The sequence below is a fragment of the Amycolatopsis sp. WAC 01375 genome (assembly GCF_003947325.1).
Lineage (GTDB): Bacteria > Actinomycetota > Actinomycetes > Mycobacteriales > Pseudonocardiaceae > Amycolatopsis.
Genome location: NZ_QHHW01000026.1, coordinates 25,451 through 41,235, shown reverse-complemented (window position 1 = coordinate 41,235; position 15,785 = coordinate 25,451). Strand labels below are relative to the sequence as shown.

The 15,785-nt window shown below is 68.1% G+C and carries 15 protein-coding genes and 1 tRNA gene; 8 read left to right on the top strand and 8 right to left on the bottom strand.

Annotation, left to right across the window (positions count from 1 at the left end):
* Positions 1–11: 11 nt before the first annotated feature.
* The 4 genes from DL991_RS15705 to DL991_RS43320 all read right to left on the bottom strand — a co-directional run bounded on the left by DL991_RS15705 (position 12) and on the right by DL991_RS43320 (position 4,146).
* On the bottom strand, positions 12–1,487 hold the full coding sequence (locus tag DL991_RS15705) for an FGGY family carbohydrate kinase (protein WP_125785059.1): 1,476 nt from the start codon (positions 1,485–1,487) through the stop codon (positions 12–14).
* Positions 1,487–2,908 carry an MFS transporter gene (locus DL991_RS15700; protein ID WP_125785058.1) on the bottom strand — a complete coding sequence of 474 codons (1,422 nt, stop codon included), beginning with the start codon at positions 2,906–2,908 and terminating at the stop codon, positions 1,487–1,489. Before DL991_RS15700 ends, DL991_RS15705 begins: the two co-directional genes overlap by 1 nt.
* Before the next feature lie 321 nt (positions 2,909–3,229).
* Positions 3,230–3,715 (bottom strand): hypothetical protein, encoded by a 486-nt coding sequence (locus DL991_RS43325; protein ID WP_370306493.1) that lies wholly within the window; start codon positions 3,713–3,715, stop codon positions 3,230–3,232.
* The gene (locus DL991_RS43320) at positions 3,610–4,146 is read right to left on the bottom strand and encodes a LysR family transcriptional regulator (protein ID WP_233598861.1); all 537 of its coding nucleotides are present in this window, start codon (positions 4,144–4,146) and stop codon (positions 3,610–3,612) included. The genes DL991_RS43325 and DL991_RS43320 overlap by 106 nt, the downstream gene beginning before the upstream one ends.
* Before the next feature lie 118 nt (positions 4,147–4,264).
* Between DL991_RS43320 and dnaE the strand changes: the two genes are divergently transcribed.
* Positions 4,265–7,771: a DNA polymerase III subunit alpha gene (dnaE, locus tag DL991_RS15690; protein ID WP_125785057.1), complete on the top strand. Its 3,507-nt coding sequence runs from the start codon at positions 4,265–4,267 to the stop codon at positions 7,769–7,771.
* On the opposite strand, the gene DL991_RS15685 is transcribed toward dnaE, so the two are convergent.
* Positions 7,758–8,267 carry a DinB family protein gene (locus DL991_RS15685; protein ID WP_125785056.1) on the bottom strand — a complete coding sequence of 170 codons (510 nt, stop codon included), beginning with the start codon at positions 8,265–8,267 and terminating at the stop codon, positions 7,758–7,760. The genes dnaE and DL991_RS15685 overlap by 14 nt on opposite strands.
* Before the next feature lie 54 nt (positions 8,268–8,321).
* Between DL991_RS15685 and DL991_RS15680 the strand changes: the two genes are divergently transcribed.
* Genes DL991_RS15680 through DL991_RS15660 form a run of 5 tightly spaced genes read left to right on the top strand, consistent with a single transcriptional unit; the run spans position 8,322 to position 12,173 of the window.
* Positions 8,322–9,095 carry an aminotransferase class IV family protein gene (locus DL991_RS15680; protein ID WP_125785055.1) on the top strand — a complete coding sequence of 258 codons (774 nt, stop codon included), beginning with the start codon at positions 8,322–8,324 and terminating at the stop codon, positions 9,093–9,095.
* Positions 9,096–9,108: 13 nt separating this feature from the next.
* Positions 9,109–9,696 carry a short chain dehydrogenase gene (locus tag DL991_RS15675; protein ID WP_125785054.1) on the top strand — a complete coding sequence of 196 codons (588 nt, stop codon included), beginning with the start codon at positions 9,109–9,111 and terminating at the stop codon, positions 9,694–9,696.
* 33 nt (positions 9,697–9,729) lie between these two features.
* Positions 9,730–10,734: a methyltransferase gene (locus DL991_RS15670; protein ID WP_125785053.1), complete on the top strand. Its 1,005-nt coding sequence runs from the start codon at positions 9,730–9,732 to the stop codon at positions 10,732–10,734.
* 33 nt (positions 10,735–10,767) lie between these two features.
* Positions 10,768–11,568: a metalloregulator ArsR/SmtB family transcription factor gene (locus DL991_RS15665; RefSeq protein WP_125785052.1), complete on the top strand. Its 801-nt coding sequence runs from the start codon at positions 10,768–10,770 to the stop codon at positions 11,566–11,568.
* A gap of 5 nt (positions 11,569–11,573) precedes the next feature.
* A complete protein-coding gene (locus tag DL991_RS15660; protein WP_125785051.1) occupies positions 11,574–12,173 on the top strand; it encodes a dihydrofolate reductase family protein in 600 nt (199 codons plus the stop codon).
* Between the two features lie 160 nt (positions 12,174–12,333).
* On the opposite strand, the gene DL991_RS15655 is transcribed toward DL991_RS15660, so the two are convergent.
* Positions 12,334–12,407: transfer RNA gene (locus DL991_RS15655), tRNA-Leu, on the bottom strand.
* 124 nt (positions 12,408–12,531) lie between these two features.
* Here DL991_RS15655 and DL991_RS15650 point away from each other — a divergent pair.
* Positions 12,532–12,753, top strand: coding sequence for a DUF3618 domain-containing protein (locus DL991_RS15650; protein ID WP_005165704.1), 222 nt, complete (start codon positions 12,532–12,534; stop codon positions 12,751–12,753).
* A gap of 3 nt (positions 12,754–12,756) precedes the next feature.
* Here the strand turns inward: DL991_RS15650 and DL991_RS15645 are convergent, their stop codons facing one another.
* Complete coding sequence (locus DL991_RS15645) at positions 12,757–13,167, bottom strand: hypothetical protein (RefSeq protein ID WP_199746373.1); 411 nt, start codon at positions 13,165–13,167, stop codon at positions 12,757–12,759.
* Between the two features lie 233 nt (positions 13,168–13,400).
* Positions 13,401–13,958, bottom strand: coding sequence for a TetR/AcrR family transcriptional regulator (locus DL991_RS15640; RefSeq protein ID WP_199746431.1), 558 nt, complete (start codon positions 13,956–13,958; stop codon positions 13,401–13,403).
* Positions 13,959–14,079: 121 nt separating this feature from the next.
* Here DL991_RS15640 and DL991_RS15635 point away from each other — a divergent pair, with 121 nt between their 5' ends.
* Positions 14,080–15,540: an NAD(P)/FAD-dependent oxidoreductase gene (locus tag DL991_RS15635; protein WP_125785048.1), complete on the top strand. Its 1,461-nt coding sequence runs from the start codon at positions 14,080–14,082 to the stop codon at positions 15,538–15,540.
* Positions 15,541–15,785: the final 245 nt, after the last annotated feature.

The following is a 15,785-nucleotide window of genomic DNA, read 5'->3' as shown; positions in this document are numbered from 1 at the left end:
GAACAGGGAATTCACGACAGCGAGACGGCGAGCACGTCTTGCCAGCGCGCACGCAGCTTCAGCCGGTCGGTTTCGGCGAGGCCGGGTTCGAAGATCCGGTCCGGTGGGCGGTGGGCCACCGCGTCGGCCAGCGACGGCCACAGCCCGAGCCGCGTGCCGGCGAGATAGGCGGCGCCACGCAGGCTGGCGGTCGCCGAATCCGCCACCCGCTCGATGGCGAGACCGGTGAAATCGGCCTGACTCTGGAGCAACGGGTCGCTCGCCGCCAGACCGCCGCCCACCCGCAGACGCGTCATCGGCCGGTCCATGGTCGTCCGCAAGGCGTCGACGGTGTCACTCACCGCGTGGGCGATGCCGTCGATCACCGCGCGGGCCAGTACTTCCCGTGTGGTCGCCAGGTTCAGCCCGGCGAGCAGACCACGCGCTTCGGGCCGCAGTACCGGCGTGCGCAGCCCGGCGAGCGTCGGCACGAACCAGGTCGCCTCACCGCTCGGCTGTGTCGCGGCCAGCGCGCTGATTTCGGCCGCCGAGGCGAACAGGCCGAGATCCTCGGTGAGCCAGCGCAGGGCGGAACCCGTGGTCGAGGTGTAGGCCTCGAGGCTGAACCGGCTGTGGCCGCCGCCGCGCCAGGCGACCAGGCACAGCACGCCGTCGAGTCCGCCCACCGCCTCGGGCGGCTCGTCACCGGCCAGCGCGCCGACGAAGGTGCCGGTGCCGTGGACGCAGGTGCCCTGGCCGGGCGAAAGCGCGCCCAGCGCGATCAGCGAGGCGTGCTGATCGCCCATGACCGCCGCGATCGGCACCCGGATGCCGAGCAGATCCGGGTCCGTGTAGCCGTAATCGCCGTCGTCGTCCCGCGGCGACGGCGCCAGCTCGACGGGAAAACCGAGTGCTGCCAACCACTCCTGGTCCCACGCGTGCTCACGCAACCGATAGCCGCCGAACGCGACGGCGTTGGTCGCCGAGATCGTGAAGCGCTCGCGACCGCTGAGATGCCACACCAGCCAGGTGTCTACGGAACCGAACAGCACCCGCTCCGCCGGGACGTCGAGCCGTTCGAGCTGTCGCGCCGCCCACAGGAACGGGGCGCGAGTCCCCACTGGGCGGCCGGTCGCCTGCCACAGGTGCCGGTCCCACTCCGGAGCGAGCTGCGCCAGTTCCGCGGCGTAGCGGCTGTCCTGCCACACCACGGCGGGGGCCATCGGGCGGCCGGTCTCCCGGTCCCACAGGACGGCCGTCGCCCGCTGCGTGCAGATCGACATTCCCGCGATCTCCACGCCGTTCTCGGCGGCCCACGCCACCGCTTGACGGGCGACGTCGACGGTCCGGTCCAGCAGCTGCATGGCGTCTTGTTCGACCTGCGCCGGTTCGGGGTGGCTCACGTCGATGGAGGTGTAGAAGGAGGGCCCGCACCGGCCGTCCTCACCGACGATGGCCGCCCTGGTGCCGGTGGAACCCTCGTCGACCGCCAGGATCCCGCGCCGCATCAGGCACGCCCGGGTTCGAGGTCGATCGTCTCGTCGTCGGGATCGATTCCGCTGCGGGTCGGGTCCCAGCGGACGATCAGACACGAGACCAGGCCGAGGAACGGCACCACCGCGAGCAGGGCGATCGTCGGCCCCAGCCCCATCGCCTCCTTGATCTGCGGGAACACGTACAGCCCGATGACACTGCCGAAGCTGCCGAGCATCCCGGTGACCCCGGTGCCGAGCGTGCGGATGTCGCTGCGGTAGGACAGCGCCGCGATCGACTTGCCGTTCGCGCCCGGTCCGGCCGAGTGGAAGAAGATGAACAGGAACGGGAGCAGGAAGCCGACGGCGATCGGGAGTTTCCCGAAGCCCAGCCCCATCACCAGCAGGATGGCGAACGCGAACGCGTAGCCGATGGCGGAACTCGTCCGAAGCCCGATCTTCCTGCCGACGTACGCCGAGAGCGCGCCGCCGATGATCCCGGCGATGTTGAAGATCATCGAACCGAGGGTCGCGGTCTGGAACGCCTGGCCGAAGATCGCCAGGCTGATCACCGGCAGGTACCACCCGACGGCGAAGTACTGCATCGACTGCGTCAGCGAGATGGCCGTGGACAGGAAGGTCCGCGGCAGATACGGCTTGCGGAACAGCACACCCGCGTGCCGGAACCCGATCTTCTGCTCCGTGGCGGGGTCCGGCCCGCTCCCGGTTCCCGGTGTCACCTGGAAACCGTAGATCCGGCGGAGGCTGACCGCGGCCTCGGCGAGCTTTCCCTTGGCCGCGAGCCACGACGGGCTCTCGACGAGGAACATCAGCTGCAGCACCAGCAGTGCGATCGCGAACACGCCAGCCGAGCCGACGGACCAGCGCCAGATCCCTACCCCGGCGTCGAGGTGGAAGAACACCAGCGTCAGCCCCAGATTCACGGTGGTGGCGACGTACCAGACGGACTGCCAGAGGTTGAGCCGTCCGCGCAGTTTCGCGGGGGTGTACTCGGCCAGCATGGCCATCGCGACCGCGAAGTCGATGCCGTACGCGACCCCGACCAGACCGCGGCCGAACCACACCTCGCCGAAACCGCCCGCCGTCGCCGTCAGCACGGCGCCGATCGCCGCGATCGCCTTGGCGGCGATGAGCGGTTTGACCCGTCCGATCCGCGCGGCCAGCCAGCCGCCGATCGGGTTGAACAGGATGGCGACCGCGGGCGCGGTCGCGGTGAGCACGCCGACCTGGGTGGAGCTGAGGCCGAGTTCCTTGATCATCGGCGACAGGCCCGCGCCGAGCGCGGCGTTGGAGTAGGCGTCCAGGAACAGGCCGCCCAGCACGAGATACCACAGCAGATTCGCCTTGCGCGGCAACTTCGAAAGACTGTTGATCAGCGCGGCTACCTGGGAAACGTTCGAGATCGAGCCTGTCGGGCTGAGCGTCGATGAACTCATGGACCGCCAACTTTCTGCGCTGGCTGTCAGCGATCCGACACAAAAAAACAGACACGACGAAGACCGCTGACAGTGGCTCTTCGTCTGTGCCTGTCTGAAGGGAGAAGAGTAGATCCCGATCCGTGGCCCGTCAAGACGGTGCCTTGTCCGGCCACAAAGGACACTTGGCACGGAAGGACGTTCCCCACTGTCGAGGAAAGGCCAGACGAACCGGCGATGGCGCGTGAAGGTCCCGGCCCAGGCCAGGTGATCGGTCCGTGAAGGCCTCCTTGAGGGACCCAGAGTCCCTCAAGGAGGCCTTCACGGACCACAAAGCCGACCTCACCGACCCGCGCTCATCGCCTCCCGATCCGACGCCGGGAGCCATTGCCGCTCCGGGTCGAACGGCCGGTACCCGGACCGGACGTGCTCGATCAGCAGCGGCAGCGTGGGGTGCCGGTTCTCGTGCCGCCACAGCAGGGAGAACGGGTACACCGGCGTCGGGTCGACGAGCGGGATCTGGACGACGTCCGGATGCCAGGGCACGTGCATCTTCGCGCCGACGAAACCCAGGCGGTCCTTCGATGTGCCGAGTACCTCGATGTGGTGTTCGAGCCCGAAGTTCGGGCCTTCGGTGTCGACCACGATGCCGAACTCGGGGCACAGTTCCTGCCAGAACTCCGCCCATTCGCTGGCCCGCGCGTTGTAGGGCATCCACGCCGTCATGCCGTCGAGTTCCGCCATCGCGATCCGCCGCCGACGTGCGAGCGGATGCCGTCGCCCGACCAGCAGGTTCGCCGGCTCCAGGTAGGCGGGCGTGCGGCCGATGCCCGGCTCCGGCGCGGAGCTGACGCGGGCGAAGGCGGCATCGACCGGCGCACCGCGCCCAGCCCTGGCGTGACCAGTTCCAGCTCGTCGTCGTGGTCGGCATGGAATGCCCGGATCACCTCCATGGTCGCCAGCCGAGTGCCGAGGACGTCGACGCGCAGGGGACGGCGCCTGCCGTGAAGCCGCTCGACGGCTTGGTCCGCGAGGTTGATCAGCGCACGAGCGTGGTTGAGGAACTCCTCGCCGTCTTCGGTCGGCTCGGCGCCGCCGCGTGTCCGCGACAGCAGACGTACGCCGAGATCGGCTTCGAGCTTCGCGACGCGCTTCGAGATCGCCTGCTGGCTCACCTCCAGCCGGATCGCCGCCTCGCCGAAGTACCGGTCCTCGGCCACCGCGACGAACGCGCGCACCGCGCCCAGGTCCAGCTCCACTGTCTCCCCCTACAACTTCCGGTTGTCGATCGCCGCGTGTCGCTTGTTGGACAACGCCTGTGCGCCTTGGGTCCAATCGCCGCGTCGGACCGGATCGTACAACCGTGGGGAGTGGCCGGTGGACTCCTTCGTGCACCTGCACGTTCATACCGAATACTCGATGCTCGACGGCGCGGCCAAGATCGCGCCGTTGTTCGAGGAGGCCCAGCGGCTCGGCATGCCCGCGGTGGGCATGACCGACCACGGGAACATGTACGGCGCCGACGAGTTCTACCGGCAGTCCGTCCGGGCCGGGCTCAAACCGGTGATCGGTATCGAGGCCTACCTCGCGCCCGAGTCCCGCTTCCACAAGAAACCGGTGTTCTGGGGGCGGCGTGGCGACGGCGGTGATGTCTCCGGCGGCGGCGCCTACACGCATATGACCATGCTCGCGGAGAACGCGACAGGGCTGCGGAACCTGTTCAAACTGTCCTCGCTGGCCAGCCTGGAGGGTTACTACCGCAAACCCCGGATGGATCGCGAACTCCTCTCACGGCACCACGAAGGCATCATCGCCACCACCGGATGCCCGTCCGGCGAGGTGCAGACCAGGCTCCGGCTCGGCCAGCCGGAGGAGGCGCTTCAGGCGGCCTCGGACTACCGCGACATCTTCGGCGCGGACGGCTTCTTCCTGGAACTGATGGACCACGGCCTCCCGATCGAACGGTCCGTGCGGGACGGACTGCTCGACATCGGCCGCCGACTGGATCTGAAACCCTTGGCCACCAACGATTCCCATTACGTCACCCAGGATCAGGCGGGGGCGCATTCCGCGCTGCTGTGCGTCCAGTCCGGCAAGACCCTCGATGATCCCGGCCGGTTCAAATTCGACGGCGACGGCTACTACCTCAAGTCCGCGGAGGAGATGCGCCGGTACTGGGACACGGAAGTCCCGGGCGCGGCGGATTCCACGCTGCTCATCGCCGAACGGATCGAGCCTTACGACGACGTCTACCGGCACGTCGACCGAATGCCGGTCTTCGAGGTCCCCGATGGACACGACGAGGAATCCTGGCTGCGCGAGGAGGTCGCGGCCGGGCTCCGCCGCCGCCTGCCGGACGGCGTCCCCGGGGCGTACCTCGCCCGTGCCGACTTCGAGATCGGAGTGATCGCCGAAAAGGGGTTCCCGGCGTACTTCCTGATCACCGCGGACCTGATGAACCACGCTCGCCGCGTCGGCATCCGGGTCGGGCCCGGCCGCGGTTCGGCGGCGGGCTCGCTCGTGGCGTACGCGCTCGGCATCACCAATCTGGACCCGATCGACCTCGGGCTGCTCTTCGAACGGTTCCTCAATCCCGAACGGGTCTCCATGCCGGACATCGACATGGACTTCGACGACCGTCGTCGCGGCGAGATGATCCGGTACGCCACCGACAAGTACGGCGCCGAGCACGTCGCCCAGGTGATCACCTTCGGCACCATCAAGACGAAGGCGGCCATCAAGGATTCCGCACGCGTCCACTATGGACAGAGTGGTTACGCGATCGCGGATCGGATCTCCAAGGCGCTCCCGCCGCCCGTCGCGGCGAAGGACATCCCGCTCGCGGGGATCGTGGAGCCCGGGCACGAGCGTTACGCCGAAGCGGCGGAGGTCCGCGCGCTGCTGGAAGGCGACGGCGAGGCGGCCAGAATCTTCGACACCGCGCGCGGGCTCGAAGGACTGATCCGCAACGCGGGGGTGCACGCCTGCGCCGTCATCATGTCGAGTGAACCGCTGCTCGACGCGATCCCGTTGTGGCGGCGGGACGACGGTGCGGTCATCACCGGCTGGGACTATCCGTCGTGCGAGGCCATCGGCCTGCTGAAGATGGACTTCCTCGGCCTGCGCAACCTCACCGTCATCGGTGACGCGCTCGACGACATCAAGGCCAACCGCGGCGAGGAGATCGACCTCGACACGCTCGGTGTCGAGGATCCGGCGACCTACGAACTGCTCGCCCGAGGTGACAGTCTCGGCGTCTTCCAGCTCGACGGCGGCGCGATGCGGGATCTGCTGCGCCGGCTGAGGCCGACCGGATTCGGCGACATCATCGCGGTGAACGCGTTGTACCGGCCCGGCCCGATCGCGATGAACACGCACAACAACTACGCGGACCGCAAGAACGGCAGGCAGCCGATCGAGTCGATCCATCCCGAACTGGCCGGGCCGCTGCGCGAGATCCTTGCCGAGACGCACGGCCTGATCGTGTACCAGGAACAGATCATGCGGATCGCGCGTGACGTCGCCGGCTATTCCATGGGCCGCGCCGACGTGCTGCGCAAGGCGATGGGCAAGAAGAAGAAAGAGGTACTGGAAAAGGAGTTCGAGGGCTTCCGGGACGGCATGCTCGCCAACGGGTTCTCCCTCGACGCCGTGCGGGCGCTCTGGGACGCGATCCTGCCGTTCGCCGGGTACGCGTTCAACAAGTCCCACGCCGCCGGCTACGGCCTGGTCGGCTATTGGACCGCGTACCTGAAGGCGAACTACCCCGCCGAGTACATGGCGGGCCTGCTGACTTCGGTGGGGGACAACAAGGACAAGTCGGCGGTCTACCTCTCGGAATGCCGACGGCTGGGGATCAAGGTGCTGCCGCCGGACGTCAACGAATCGGGGCTCCGGTTCTCGGCGGTGGGGGACGCGATCCGGTTCGGGCTGGGCGCGGTGCGCAACGTCGGCGCGAACGTCGTCGAATCGATCATCGCGACACGGCGGGAGAAGGGGAAGTACGCGTCGTTCGGCGACTTCCTCGACAAGTCGGCGCTGGTGGCCTGCAACAAACGGGTCATCGAGTCCTTGGCCAAGGCGGGCGCGTTCGACTCGCTCGGGCATACGCGGCTCTCGATCCTGCGGGTGCACGAGGACGCGGTGGACGCCGTGGTGCCGTTGAAACGCAAGCAGGCGATGGGCCAGTTCGACCTCTTCGGCGCGGGCGAGGAGAGCGAAGAAGGCACCTCACCGCTCGCGCACCTCGAGTTGGGTGTCGAAGAGTGGCCGCGTAAGGAATTGCTCGCCCACGAACGGGAAATGCTCGGGCTGTACGTGTCCGCGCATCCGCTCGACGGGGCGGAAGGCGTCCTGCGCGGGCACGCGCCCCGTCCGATCGCGGCGATCCTCGACAATCCGCCGAGGGAAGGCGAGGTGGTCGTCGCCGGGCTCATCACGTCGCTGGAGCGGCGGGTGAACAAGAAGGGCGAGCCGTGGGCCATCTGCACGATCGAGGATCTCGACGCGGCGCTCGAAGTGCTGTTCTTTCCCAAGGCGTACGCGCTGTTCACGGCGGATCTCGCCGAGGACAACGCCGTCCGCGTCAACGGCCGGGTCAACTGGCGGGAGGACAAGATGTCCGTATTCGGCGGCGGCCTCGTACCGCTCGATCTTTCGGCGGCGGAAGACGGAGAGCCGCCACTGACCCTGCACGCGACCGCCGAGCGGCTGACCGAGGACGCCGTTCTCGAATTGAGGCAGGCTTTGCTGGCACATCAGGGAAAAACGCCGGTCCGGGTGGAGCTCGCCGGGACGGTGTATGCGCTCGACGACTATCCGGTCGCCGTCAGTTCGATGCTCCTTGGCGAGCTGAAGTCCATTCCCGGCATCACGCCGCGCTGAGCCGCAGCAACCTGAGCTGCCCGATCTCGGACACGTTCTTCATCAGCTCGGAGTTCACCCAGGCGACGGTGTGGGCGAAGGTCAGCGCGGCGTCCTCGCCCCACGGATAGGCGGAGGGCGCGTCCAGGTCAGCGTCGGTCAAGCGATCCAAGACGGCCAGCCATTCCTCGCGAAGTCCGCGCAGCCATCCGATTGCGGATTCTTCGCCGGGCCAGGTGATTTCCTCGCGTTCGCGCGGAGTCCGACCGTTCGCGTGGTCCAGCGCGACGCTCCACCACCAGCCGATATGCCAGGTGAGCCACGCGATCGTGGGGACCGGGATCGGGTCGGGTTCGGTGTCCGACCAGTCGGGAGTGCCGTCCGGGCGCACCGTCCAGCAGAGGGCCGAGGGCTCCCAACGGAAGTCCGCCGGTTCGAGGGCGGCGAGGTGGTACTCGAACAACGACCAGGTCAGATCGAACTGCCAGCGCGGCAGTTCGGAACGTGAAGCGGGCACTCGCGGGATCCTGCCGCCGGGGCACCGCGGCCGCAACCGGATTACGGTGCGATCATGAGTTCCTATGTCGTGCAGCGGAACGGCGAGACCGCGACCGTCGAAGACCTGGCGCCACTCGCTTTCGCCGGCTTCGCCCACTTCACGGCCATGCAGGTGCGCAACGGCCTGGTCCGCGGGCTCGACCTGCATCTGGACCGGCTCCGGACCGCCTCGCTGGAGCTGTTCGGCGACGCCCTGCCCGACGACCGGATCCGCTCGTACCTGCGCAAGGCGATCGAGTCGGGCCCGGTGGACGTCTCCCTGACCGTGACGATCCACCTGCCGGGTGAACTCGACGTCCTCGTGCGCACCCGGCCTCCGGCGTCCGGCCCGGCGGGTCCGCTGAAGCTGACGGCCATCGAACACGAGCGCGTCATCCCCGCCATCAAGCACACCGGCGAGATGGCGAAGACGTACTTCCGGCGGCGGGCCGTCGACGAAGGGTTCGACGACGCGGTGTTCGTCGACCGGCGGGGCCGGTTGAGCGAGGCGACGATCTGGAACCTCGCCTTCCTGGATCGCGATACGGTGGTGTGGCCCGAAGCCGGTCTGCTGCGGGGAACGACGATGGGCATCGTCCAGCGGCGGCTGGAGCGGATCGGTGTGCCGCAACGGGTTCAGGAGGTCACGCTCGCCGGCCTGCCGGGGCTCGGCGGCGCGGTGGTCATGAACTCGTGGACGCCCGGGATCGCGGTGCGGCGGATCGGCGCGACGCCGTTGCCGGAAGCGCCGTCGTTCGTCGCGACGCTGCACCGGGCCTACGAAACGGAATCTCTCACCCGACCCTGAAAGGAAGACGCCGATGAAGATCCTCGTGGTCGGTGCCACCGGGACGATCGGGGCCGCGGTCTCCGAAGCGCTCACCGCACGCGGGCACACCGTGCTCGCCGCGTCCCGCTCCGGCGAAGTCAAGGTGGACGTCGAGCAGCCCTCCACACTCGACGCGCTCTTCGCCGCCGAGCCGGGTATCGAGCACGTCGTGTGCTGTGCGGGGAGTGGCTCGCTGGTGCCGGTCGACGGCGGCACCGACGAAGAGTTCACCCAAGGCCTGCAAGGGAAACTGCTCGGCCAGGTGTTCCTGCTGCGGCACGCCGTCCGGTATCTGCCGGATGGCGGTTCGGTCACGGTGACCGCGGGCCGGATCCCGGAGACGTTGCGCGGTAGCGCTTTCGGGGTCCTGACCAACGCCGGTCTCGAAGCGTTCGTCGCCGCCGCGGCCCGCGAACTGCCACGCGGGCTGCGGGTCAACGCGGTCAGCCCCGGCTGGGTGAGCGAAACGCTCGCCGCGCTCGGCGAACCGGACGGCGGCACCCCGGCGGCGGAAGTCGCGCGGAGCTACGTCGAGGCCGTCGAGACCGCAGGCCTCACGGGGCGGACGCTGACCCCGTAAACGGGCTTGACCGCGCTGCCACAGTGGGTCTTCGTGACGAACCACGACGACAGAAACGATCTCCTCCGGCTGGCCGGGCTGGCGACGCCGATGGCACTGCGGGTCGCGGTCACCCTCGGGTTGCCGGACCGGTTGTCCGGCGACGGCGCGACCGCCGGTGACCTGGCGGCGGAACTCGGCCAAGCGCCGCTCGCGCTCGATCTGCTGCTGGGCCACCTGACCACTCTCGGCGTCCTCGAACGGACATCGACCGGCTATCGCACCACCGGCTACGGGGCGAACCTGCGTGCTGACGCGGGAAACGGTCTCGCCGGGCTCCTGGACATGAACGCCGCCGGCGGCCGGGGCGAACTGGCGTTCATCGAACTCGCGCACAGCGTCGCCACCGGTCAGGCGGGTTACATCCGCCGCTACGGCCAGGATTTCTGGGCCGATCTCGCCGACCATCCGCATCTGCGGGAGACGTTCGACCGGCAGATGACGCAGCGGTTCCTGACGCAAGTGCCGGGGCTCGTCGCCGGTTTCGACTGGGCCCGCTTCGGCACGATCGTCGACGTCGGCGGAGGTCATGGCAGCCTGCTGGCCGCGATCCTGAAGGCCAACCCCTCGGTGCGCGGTCATCTCGTCGACCTCGCGCCCACCGCGGCCGTCGCCGAAAAGGAACTACGTGAGCAGGGCCTCGAAGACCGGGCCGAGGTGACCGCGGGCAGCTTCTTCGACCCGCTCCCGGCCGGGGCGGACGCGTACCTGCTGTCCGACATCCTCCATGACTGGGACGACGAGCATGCCCATCGCATCCTGGCCCGCTGCGCCGAGGCGACCCGCCCAGGAGGCCGTGTCCTCGTCATCGAGGCGGTCGGCGGAATCGGGGCGCAGACCGAGTGGAACCTGGTCATGCTCGTCCTCTACGGCGGCCGCGAGCGGCGGCTCGACGAGCTTCGCGAGCTCGCCGCCGCACACGGTCTGGTCTTCGACTCCGTCTCCACACTGACCGAGCAGCGCAGCCTGCTGGAGTTCCATCGCGAAGATATTCCTTGACAAGAATATTCTGGCAAGTGAATACTTCTCGGCATGGAGCAGATCGCAGCAGCACTGGGAGACGGAGCGAGGTGGCGCATCGTCGAGCTTCTCGCCGAGCGGCCCCGGTCCGTCGGTGAGCTCGCCGAGCTGACCGGCCTGCGGCAGCCGCAGACCACCAAGCACCTGCAGACCCTTACCCGCGTCGGTCTCGTGACGGTCTTCCCGCTCGGGCAGCGTCGCGTCTACGCGGTCGAAGCGGGCCCGCTGAAGGACTTCGGAAGCCGGGTGCGGGCGCTGATCGAGAGCATCGAAGCGAACGAGGGCGAGCGTGATGTCCTCACGCGCTATCAGGCCGCGATCTCCGCGGACACCGCGGCCGCGAGCCGGGACCGGTGGGCGGACGGACGGGCGTTCGCGTTCGACCGTCTGCTCGCCGCGCCGCGTGACTACGTCTGGCGGCACTGGACCGACCCCGCCCTGCTCGCCTCCTGGTGGGCGCCGCCTTCGATGACCGTCACCGACTGCGTCATCGAGCCGTGGACGGGCGGCCGAGCCGTGCTCGACTACCGCGACGCGGAAGGGCGATACCGCTCCGCGGGCGAGGTCCGCGCCGCGACCGAACCCGAACACCTCGAATTCGACCTCTCGGTGCTGGACGCCAAGGGGGACACCTCCTTCACCGGTCACTACGACCTGAAGTTCACCGAGGCGCCGGGCGGAACCCGGCTCCGCCTCGACCTGCGCATCACCGAAACCACCGTCGAGGCCGTCCCCTTCATCGCCGGTATCGAAACCGGCTGGGGCCAGGTGCTCGACAACCTCGCGGCTCGAATCATCCAGGAAAAGGACTGAACGCCATGACCAACTCGACCGGCCGCCGCGTCACCGCGAACATCAGCCTCACCCTCGACGGCCACTACAGCGGCCCCGGCGGCCCCGGCGACATGGGCGCGATCGTCTCGTACGCCACCACCGACGTCGCCCGCGCTCACCTCGCGCGTATCCACGAGACGGCGACCACCGCGGTGCTCGGCAGGCTGAACGCCGAGGGCTTCCTCGGCTTCTGGCCGACCATCGCCGCCGACGAGAACGCCGACCCCCGCGACCGCGCCTATGCGAAATGGCTCACGGACGCCGAAAAAGTGGTCCTCTCCAAGACTCTGACCGAAGCGCCCTGGGACCGCGCCCGCGTCGTGAACGCCCCAGCCGCCGACGTCGTCGCCGGCCTGAAGGCGAGCGGAGACGGCGACATCCTGGTCAACAGCAGCGCCAGCGTCATCAAGGCCCTGCTCGCCGACGACCTGATCGACCGGCTGTACCTGATGATCTGCCCCGAGATCACCGGCGGCGGGCAACGCCTGTTCGTCGACGGGCTGCCCGCGTCGAAGTGGACGCTGGCGTATCAAGAGGTCGGGGAGCTGGGGGAGATGGCCCTCGTTTACGACCGCGCGCGGTGACCGCCGGGCGCCTGTGCGAGGCGAATCAGTTCGGTGAGGCCTGGTCGAAACGGCTCACCGGGTGACCGCTACTGCCTGCTGAGGGGCACCGAAACGAAACGTGCTCGTGAGTGGTCGGGACGGTTGAGCCGTCCTTGCCACTCACGAGCTTGGGTGTCGGTGGGCCCGGAGAGACTCGAACTCTCACTGGCACGGACCTAAACCGTGTGCCTCTGCCAATTGGGCTACGGGCCCCAGTACTGCCCCGAAATCGTAGCGTGCGACACGATCGGCATTTCTCGGCGTGGCCGATGCCACCGTGGGGGGTGGCGTCCTCTAACGTGGGCGTTCAGCAAGTCCGTCGCGGCGAGGAGGACACGTGGCTCGCGATCCCGAGACCATCGAGCGTGAGATCGAGCAGGCCAGGAACGCGCTGGTCGCCACACTCGACCAGCTGGGCACGAAGGCGAACCCCGCGAAGCTGGTGGATTCCGCGAAGACCGGTCTGCGCGCGAAGCTGGACGAGCCCAAGGTGAAGTACCCGCTCATCGGCGGGGCTGTGCTGATCGGCGTGCTGCTGATCCGCAAACTCCTGAAGTAGGTCTCAGGAGGTCTGGGCCGCCTTGGCGGGTGTCTTGGCCGGCTCAGCCTTCTTCGGGGCCTTCGCCTCGTCGACGGCCTTCGGGAGCTCCTTGCCCTGGGGCACCGGAGGCTTGCCGCCGGTCTTCTCCTTGGCCTTGCCGTTCGCCGGCGGAGGAACCTCGAGTGGCTCGATCTCCGGAAGCGTGAGCCTCGCCGTCATGTAGGCGGCGGTGAACTCGAGCGCACTGCCGTTGAGCAGGTGCACCACGGTCGACCGTTCGGGCGGGGACAGTTTCTCGACCAGCTGGTCGGCCCGGTCCCGTGCCGCGATGATGCCCGGTGCGCGACCGGTCAGTTCCTTGCCGGAGCCGCTGACCGTGATCTTCCAGTCGTCGTCCTCCTGGACGTACGACGCGGTGATCGGTTCGGTCATCCGCCTCACCCCTCTCCTCGCGAGCATGCGTCACTCAGTGGACTTCGCCACGCCGTCGTCATGACGCCACTTTCGGGTGGTGGCGCCCCCTCCTGACGGAGGCCGTGACTGTCCATCAGAGTTTCTACAGTGTCATCGATACAGTAGGACAACTCTGTGTCACAAGACACTGGCGGCAATGTGCTCTGAGTGACGACCGAATGGCCTAATGCACGCGCATCTTCACAGTCGCTTCAGCGGGCCCTCGCGGACAGGCCCGACCAGAGGACGTCCATCGCGTATCCGGTCGCCGTTTCGGGGCTGACGTCCTCGTGTCGCTCGCACCAGATCGCGAGCCGTTCGCACGCGCCGACCACGAACTCCGCGGACGCCTCTGCGCGCAGGTCGTCGCCCGCGTCGAAGTAGTCGCTCATCAGCGCGGCGATCAGATCGGTCTGCTGGCGGCGGGTCCGCTCGATCTCGTCGGCGGCGCCGGTCCCGATCAGCGCCATCTCGTGGCGCAGCAGTGACCAGGCCTGCCGTCGTTCCCGGATGAAGACGAAGAAAGCCAGCAGGCCGCGCCGCAGCGCGTCTTCGGCGGAGGTCGCGCCGACGGTCGCCCGTTCGGTGACCTCGCGCAACGCCGTCCGCGACTGCTGGATGCAGGCCAGCAGCAGTCCCTCTTTCGAGTTGAAGTACTCGTAGATCATCGGCTTGGAGACCCCGACGCGCTCCGCGATGTCGTCCATCGACGCCGCGCTGTAGCCGCGTTCGGCGAAGACTTCCTCCGCGATTTCGATCATCTGCCGCATTCGCTCTGCTCGTGGCATGCGTTTGCGCTTCGCCGTCGTCACCACAGCACTCTACCGAAGGTAACCTACTTCGAGTAAGGTGTACTCCTGGTAACAGGTAATTCGAACGAGAGGTCGGGGCATGGGCAACCGCACCGAGACCGGGGTCGTCATCGTCGGAACCGGCTTCTCCGGGCTGGGCATGGCCATCCAGTTGCGGAAAGAGGGTCGCGAGGACTTCGTCATCCTGGAGAAGGCCGACGACGTGGGCGGCACATGGCGGGACAACACCTACCCCGGCTGCGCCTGCGACATCCCCTCGCATATGTACTCGTTCTCGTTCGAACAGAACCCCGGCTGGTCTCGCTCGTACTCGCCGCAGCCGGAGATCTGGCAGTACATGCGCGACGTCGCCGCGAAGTACGACCTGCACCGCTACATCCGCTTCGGCCAGGAGATGACCGGCGCCCGATGGGACGCCGACGAGAACCGCTGGCACGTCGCGTCGAAGTCGGGCGACGAGTTCGTCGCGCCCGCGCTGGTCGCCGGGGTCGGCGCGCTGCACCTGCCGCAGATCCCGAAGCTGCCCGGCATCGAGCGCTTCCAGGGCCGGGCGTTCCACTCCGCCCAGTGGGAGCACGACTACGACCTCAAGGGCAAGCGGGTCGCCGTGGTCGGCACCGGTGCGAGCGCGATCCAGTTCGTGCCGCAGATCGCGAAGGACGTCGCAGATCTGACGCTCTTCCAGCGCACACCGCCGTGGATCATGCCGAAACCGGACCGCGAAATGCCCGAAGCGCTACGGAAGGCGTTCAGCTCGGTTCCGCTGCTGCAGCGTGCCTTCCGCGACGTCCTCTACTGGGGGCTCGAGGCCCGCGCGATCGGCTTCAACGGTCAGCCGTGGGTGATGAAGATCGGCCAGCGCATCGCGAAGCGCAACATCTTCAAGAGCGTCAAGGATCCGGAACTGCGCCGGAAGCTGACGCCGGACTACACCATGGGCTGCAAACGCGTCCTGGTCTCCAACGACTACTACCCGGCGCTCGCGCGGGACAACGTCGACGTCGTCACCGAGGGCGTGAAAGAGGTCCGCGAGCACAGCGTCGTCGACGGCGCCGGCGTCGAGCACGAGGTCGACGCGATCATCTACGGCACCGGATTCCACGTCACCGACGCCTTCGACGACCTGGAGATCATCGGCCGTGACGGGCGCAACCTCGGCAAGGAGTGGGCGACCGAAGGGATGCGGACGTATCAGGGCATCACCGTCTCCGGGTTCCCGAACCTGTTCTTCCTGCTCGGCCCGAACACCGGACTGGGCCACAACTCCGTGGTGTTCATGATCGAAGCGCAGATCTCCTACGTCGCGCAGGCGCTGCGGCTCGCGCGCGGCAAGGCGCTCGACCCGCGGCCGGAGGCGCAGGAGCGGTTCAACGGCGAGATCCAGCGCAAACTCGCCAAGGGCATCTGGACCCAGGGCGGCTGCAAGAGCTGGTACCTGGACGCGAAGGGTGTCAACCGCACGATCTGGCCGGGCTTCACCTGGCGGTACTGGCTCGACACCCGCAAGGTGCGGCGCGAGGACTACGAACTCCTCGGCTGACTCCACGGTCCCGAAAAGTCGCCGCAGGGGACGCTTCCCGTGATTCGCGTCCTCTGTGGACGGTTGGCGAGCCGCGGAAGCCCGACCCGAAACGCCACCTTTGCCTTACCCGTCAGTGTCGGGACCCTGTGGCTGACCAAGCGAACGCGCGTGAAGGCTCCCTTCCCTCGGCTGAGCCGAGGGAAGGGAGCCTTCACGCGAAGAGGGGGAGGGTCCGTGAAAGCCAAGATGGGGGGCATGGCCTT

Bases quoted from the DNA above. Each gene is read 5' to 3' on its own strand.
- DL991_RS15705 (WP_125785059.1), bottom strand. From the start codon at position 1,487: ATGCGGCGCGGGATCCTGGCGGTCGACGAGGGTTCCACCGGCACCAGG.
- DL991_RS15675 (WP_125785054.1), top strand. From the start codon at position 9,109: ATGAAGATCCTCGTGGTCGGTGCCACCGGGACGATCGGGGCCGCGGTC.
- DL991_RS15660 (WP_125785051.1), top strand. From the start codon at position 11,574: ATGACCAACTCGACCGGCCGCCGCGTCACCGCGAACATCAGCCTCACC.
- DL991_RS15635 (WP_125785048.1), top strand. From the start codon at position 14,080: ATGGGCAACCGCACCGAGACCGGGGTCGTCATCGTCGGAACCGGCTTC.
- DL991_RS15680 (WP_125785055.1), top strand. From the start codon at position 8,322: ATGAGTTCCTATGTCGTGCAGCGGAACGGCGAGACCGCGACCGTCGAA.
- DL991_RS15640 (WP_199746431.1), bottom strand. From the start codon at position 13,958: ATGCGGCAGATGATCGAAATCGCGGAGGAAGTCTTCGCCGAACGCGGC.
- DL991_RS15665 (WP_125785052.1), top strand. From the start codon at position 10,768: ATGGAGCAGATCGCAGCAGCACTGGGAGACGGAGCGAGGTGGCGCATC.
- DL991_RS15700 (WP_125785058.1), bottom strand. From the start codon at position 2,908: ATGAGTTCATCGACGCTCAGCCCGACAGGCTCGATCTCGAACGTTTCC.
- DL991_RS15645 (WP_199746373.1), bottom strand. From the start codon at position 13,167: ATGACCGAACCGATCACCGCGTCGTACGTCCAGGAGGACGACGACTGG.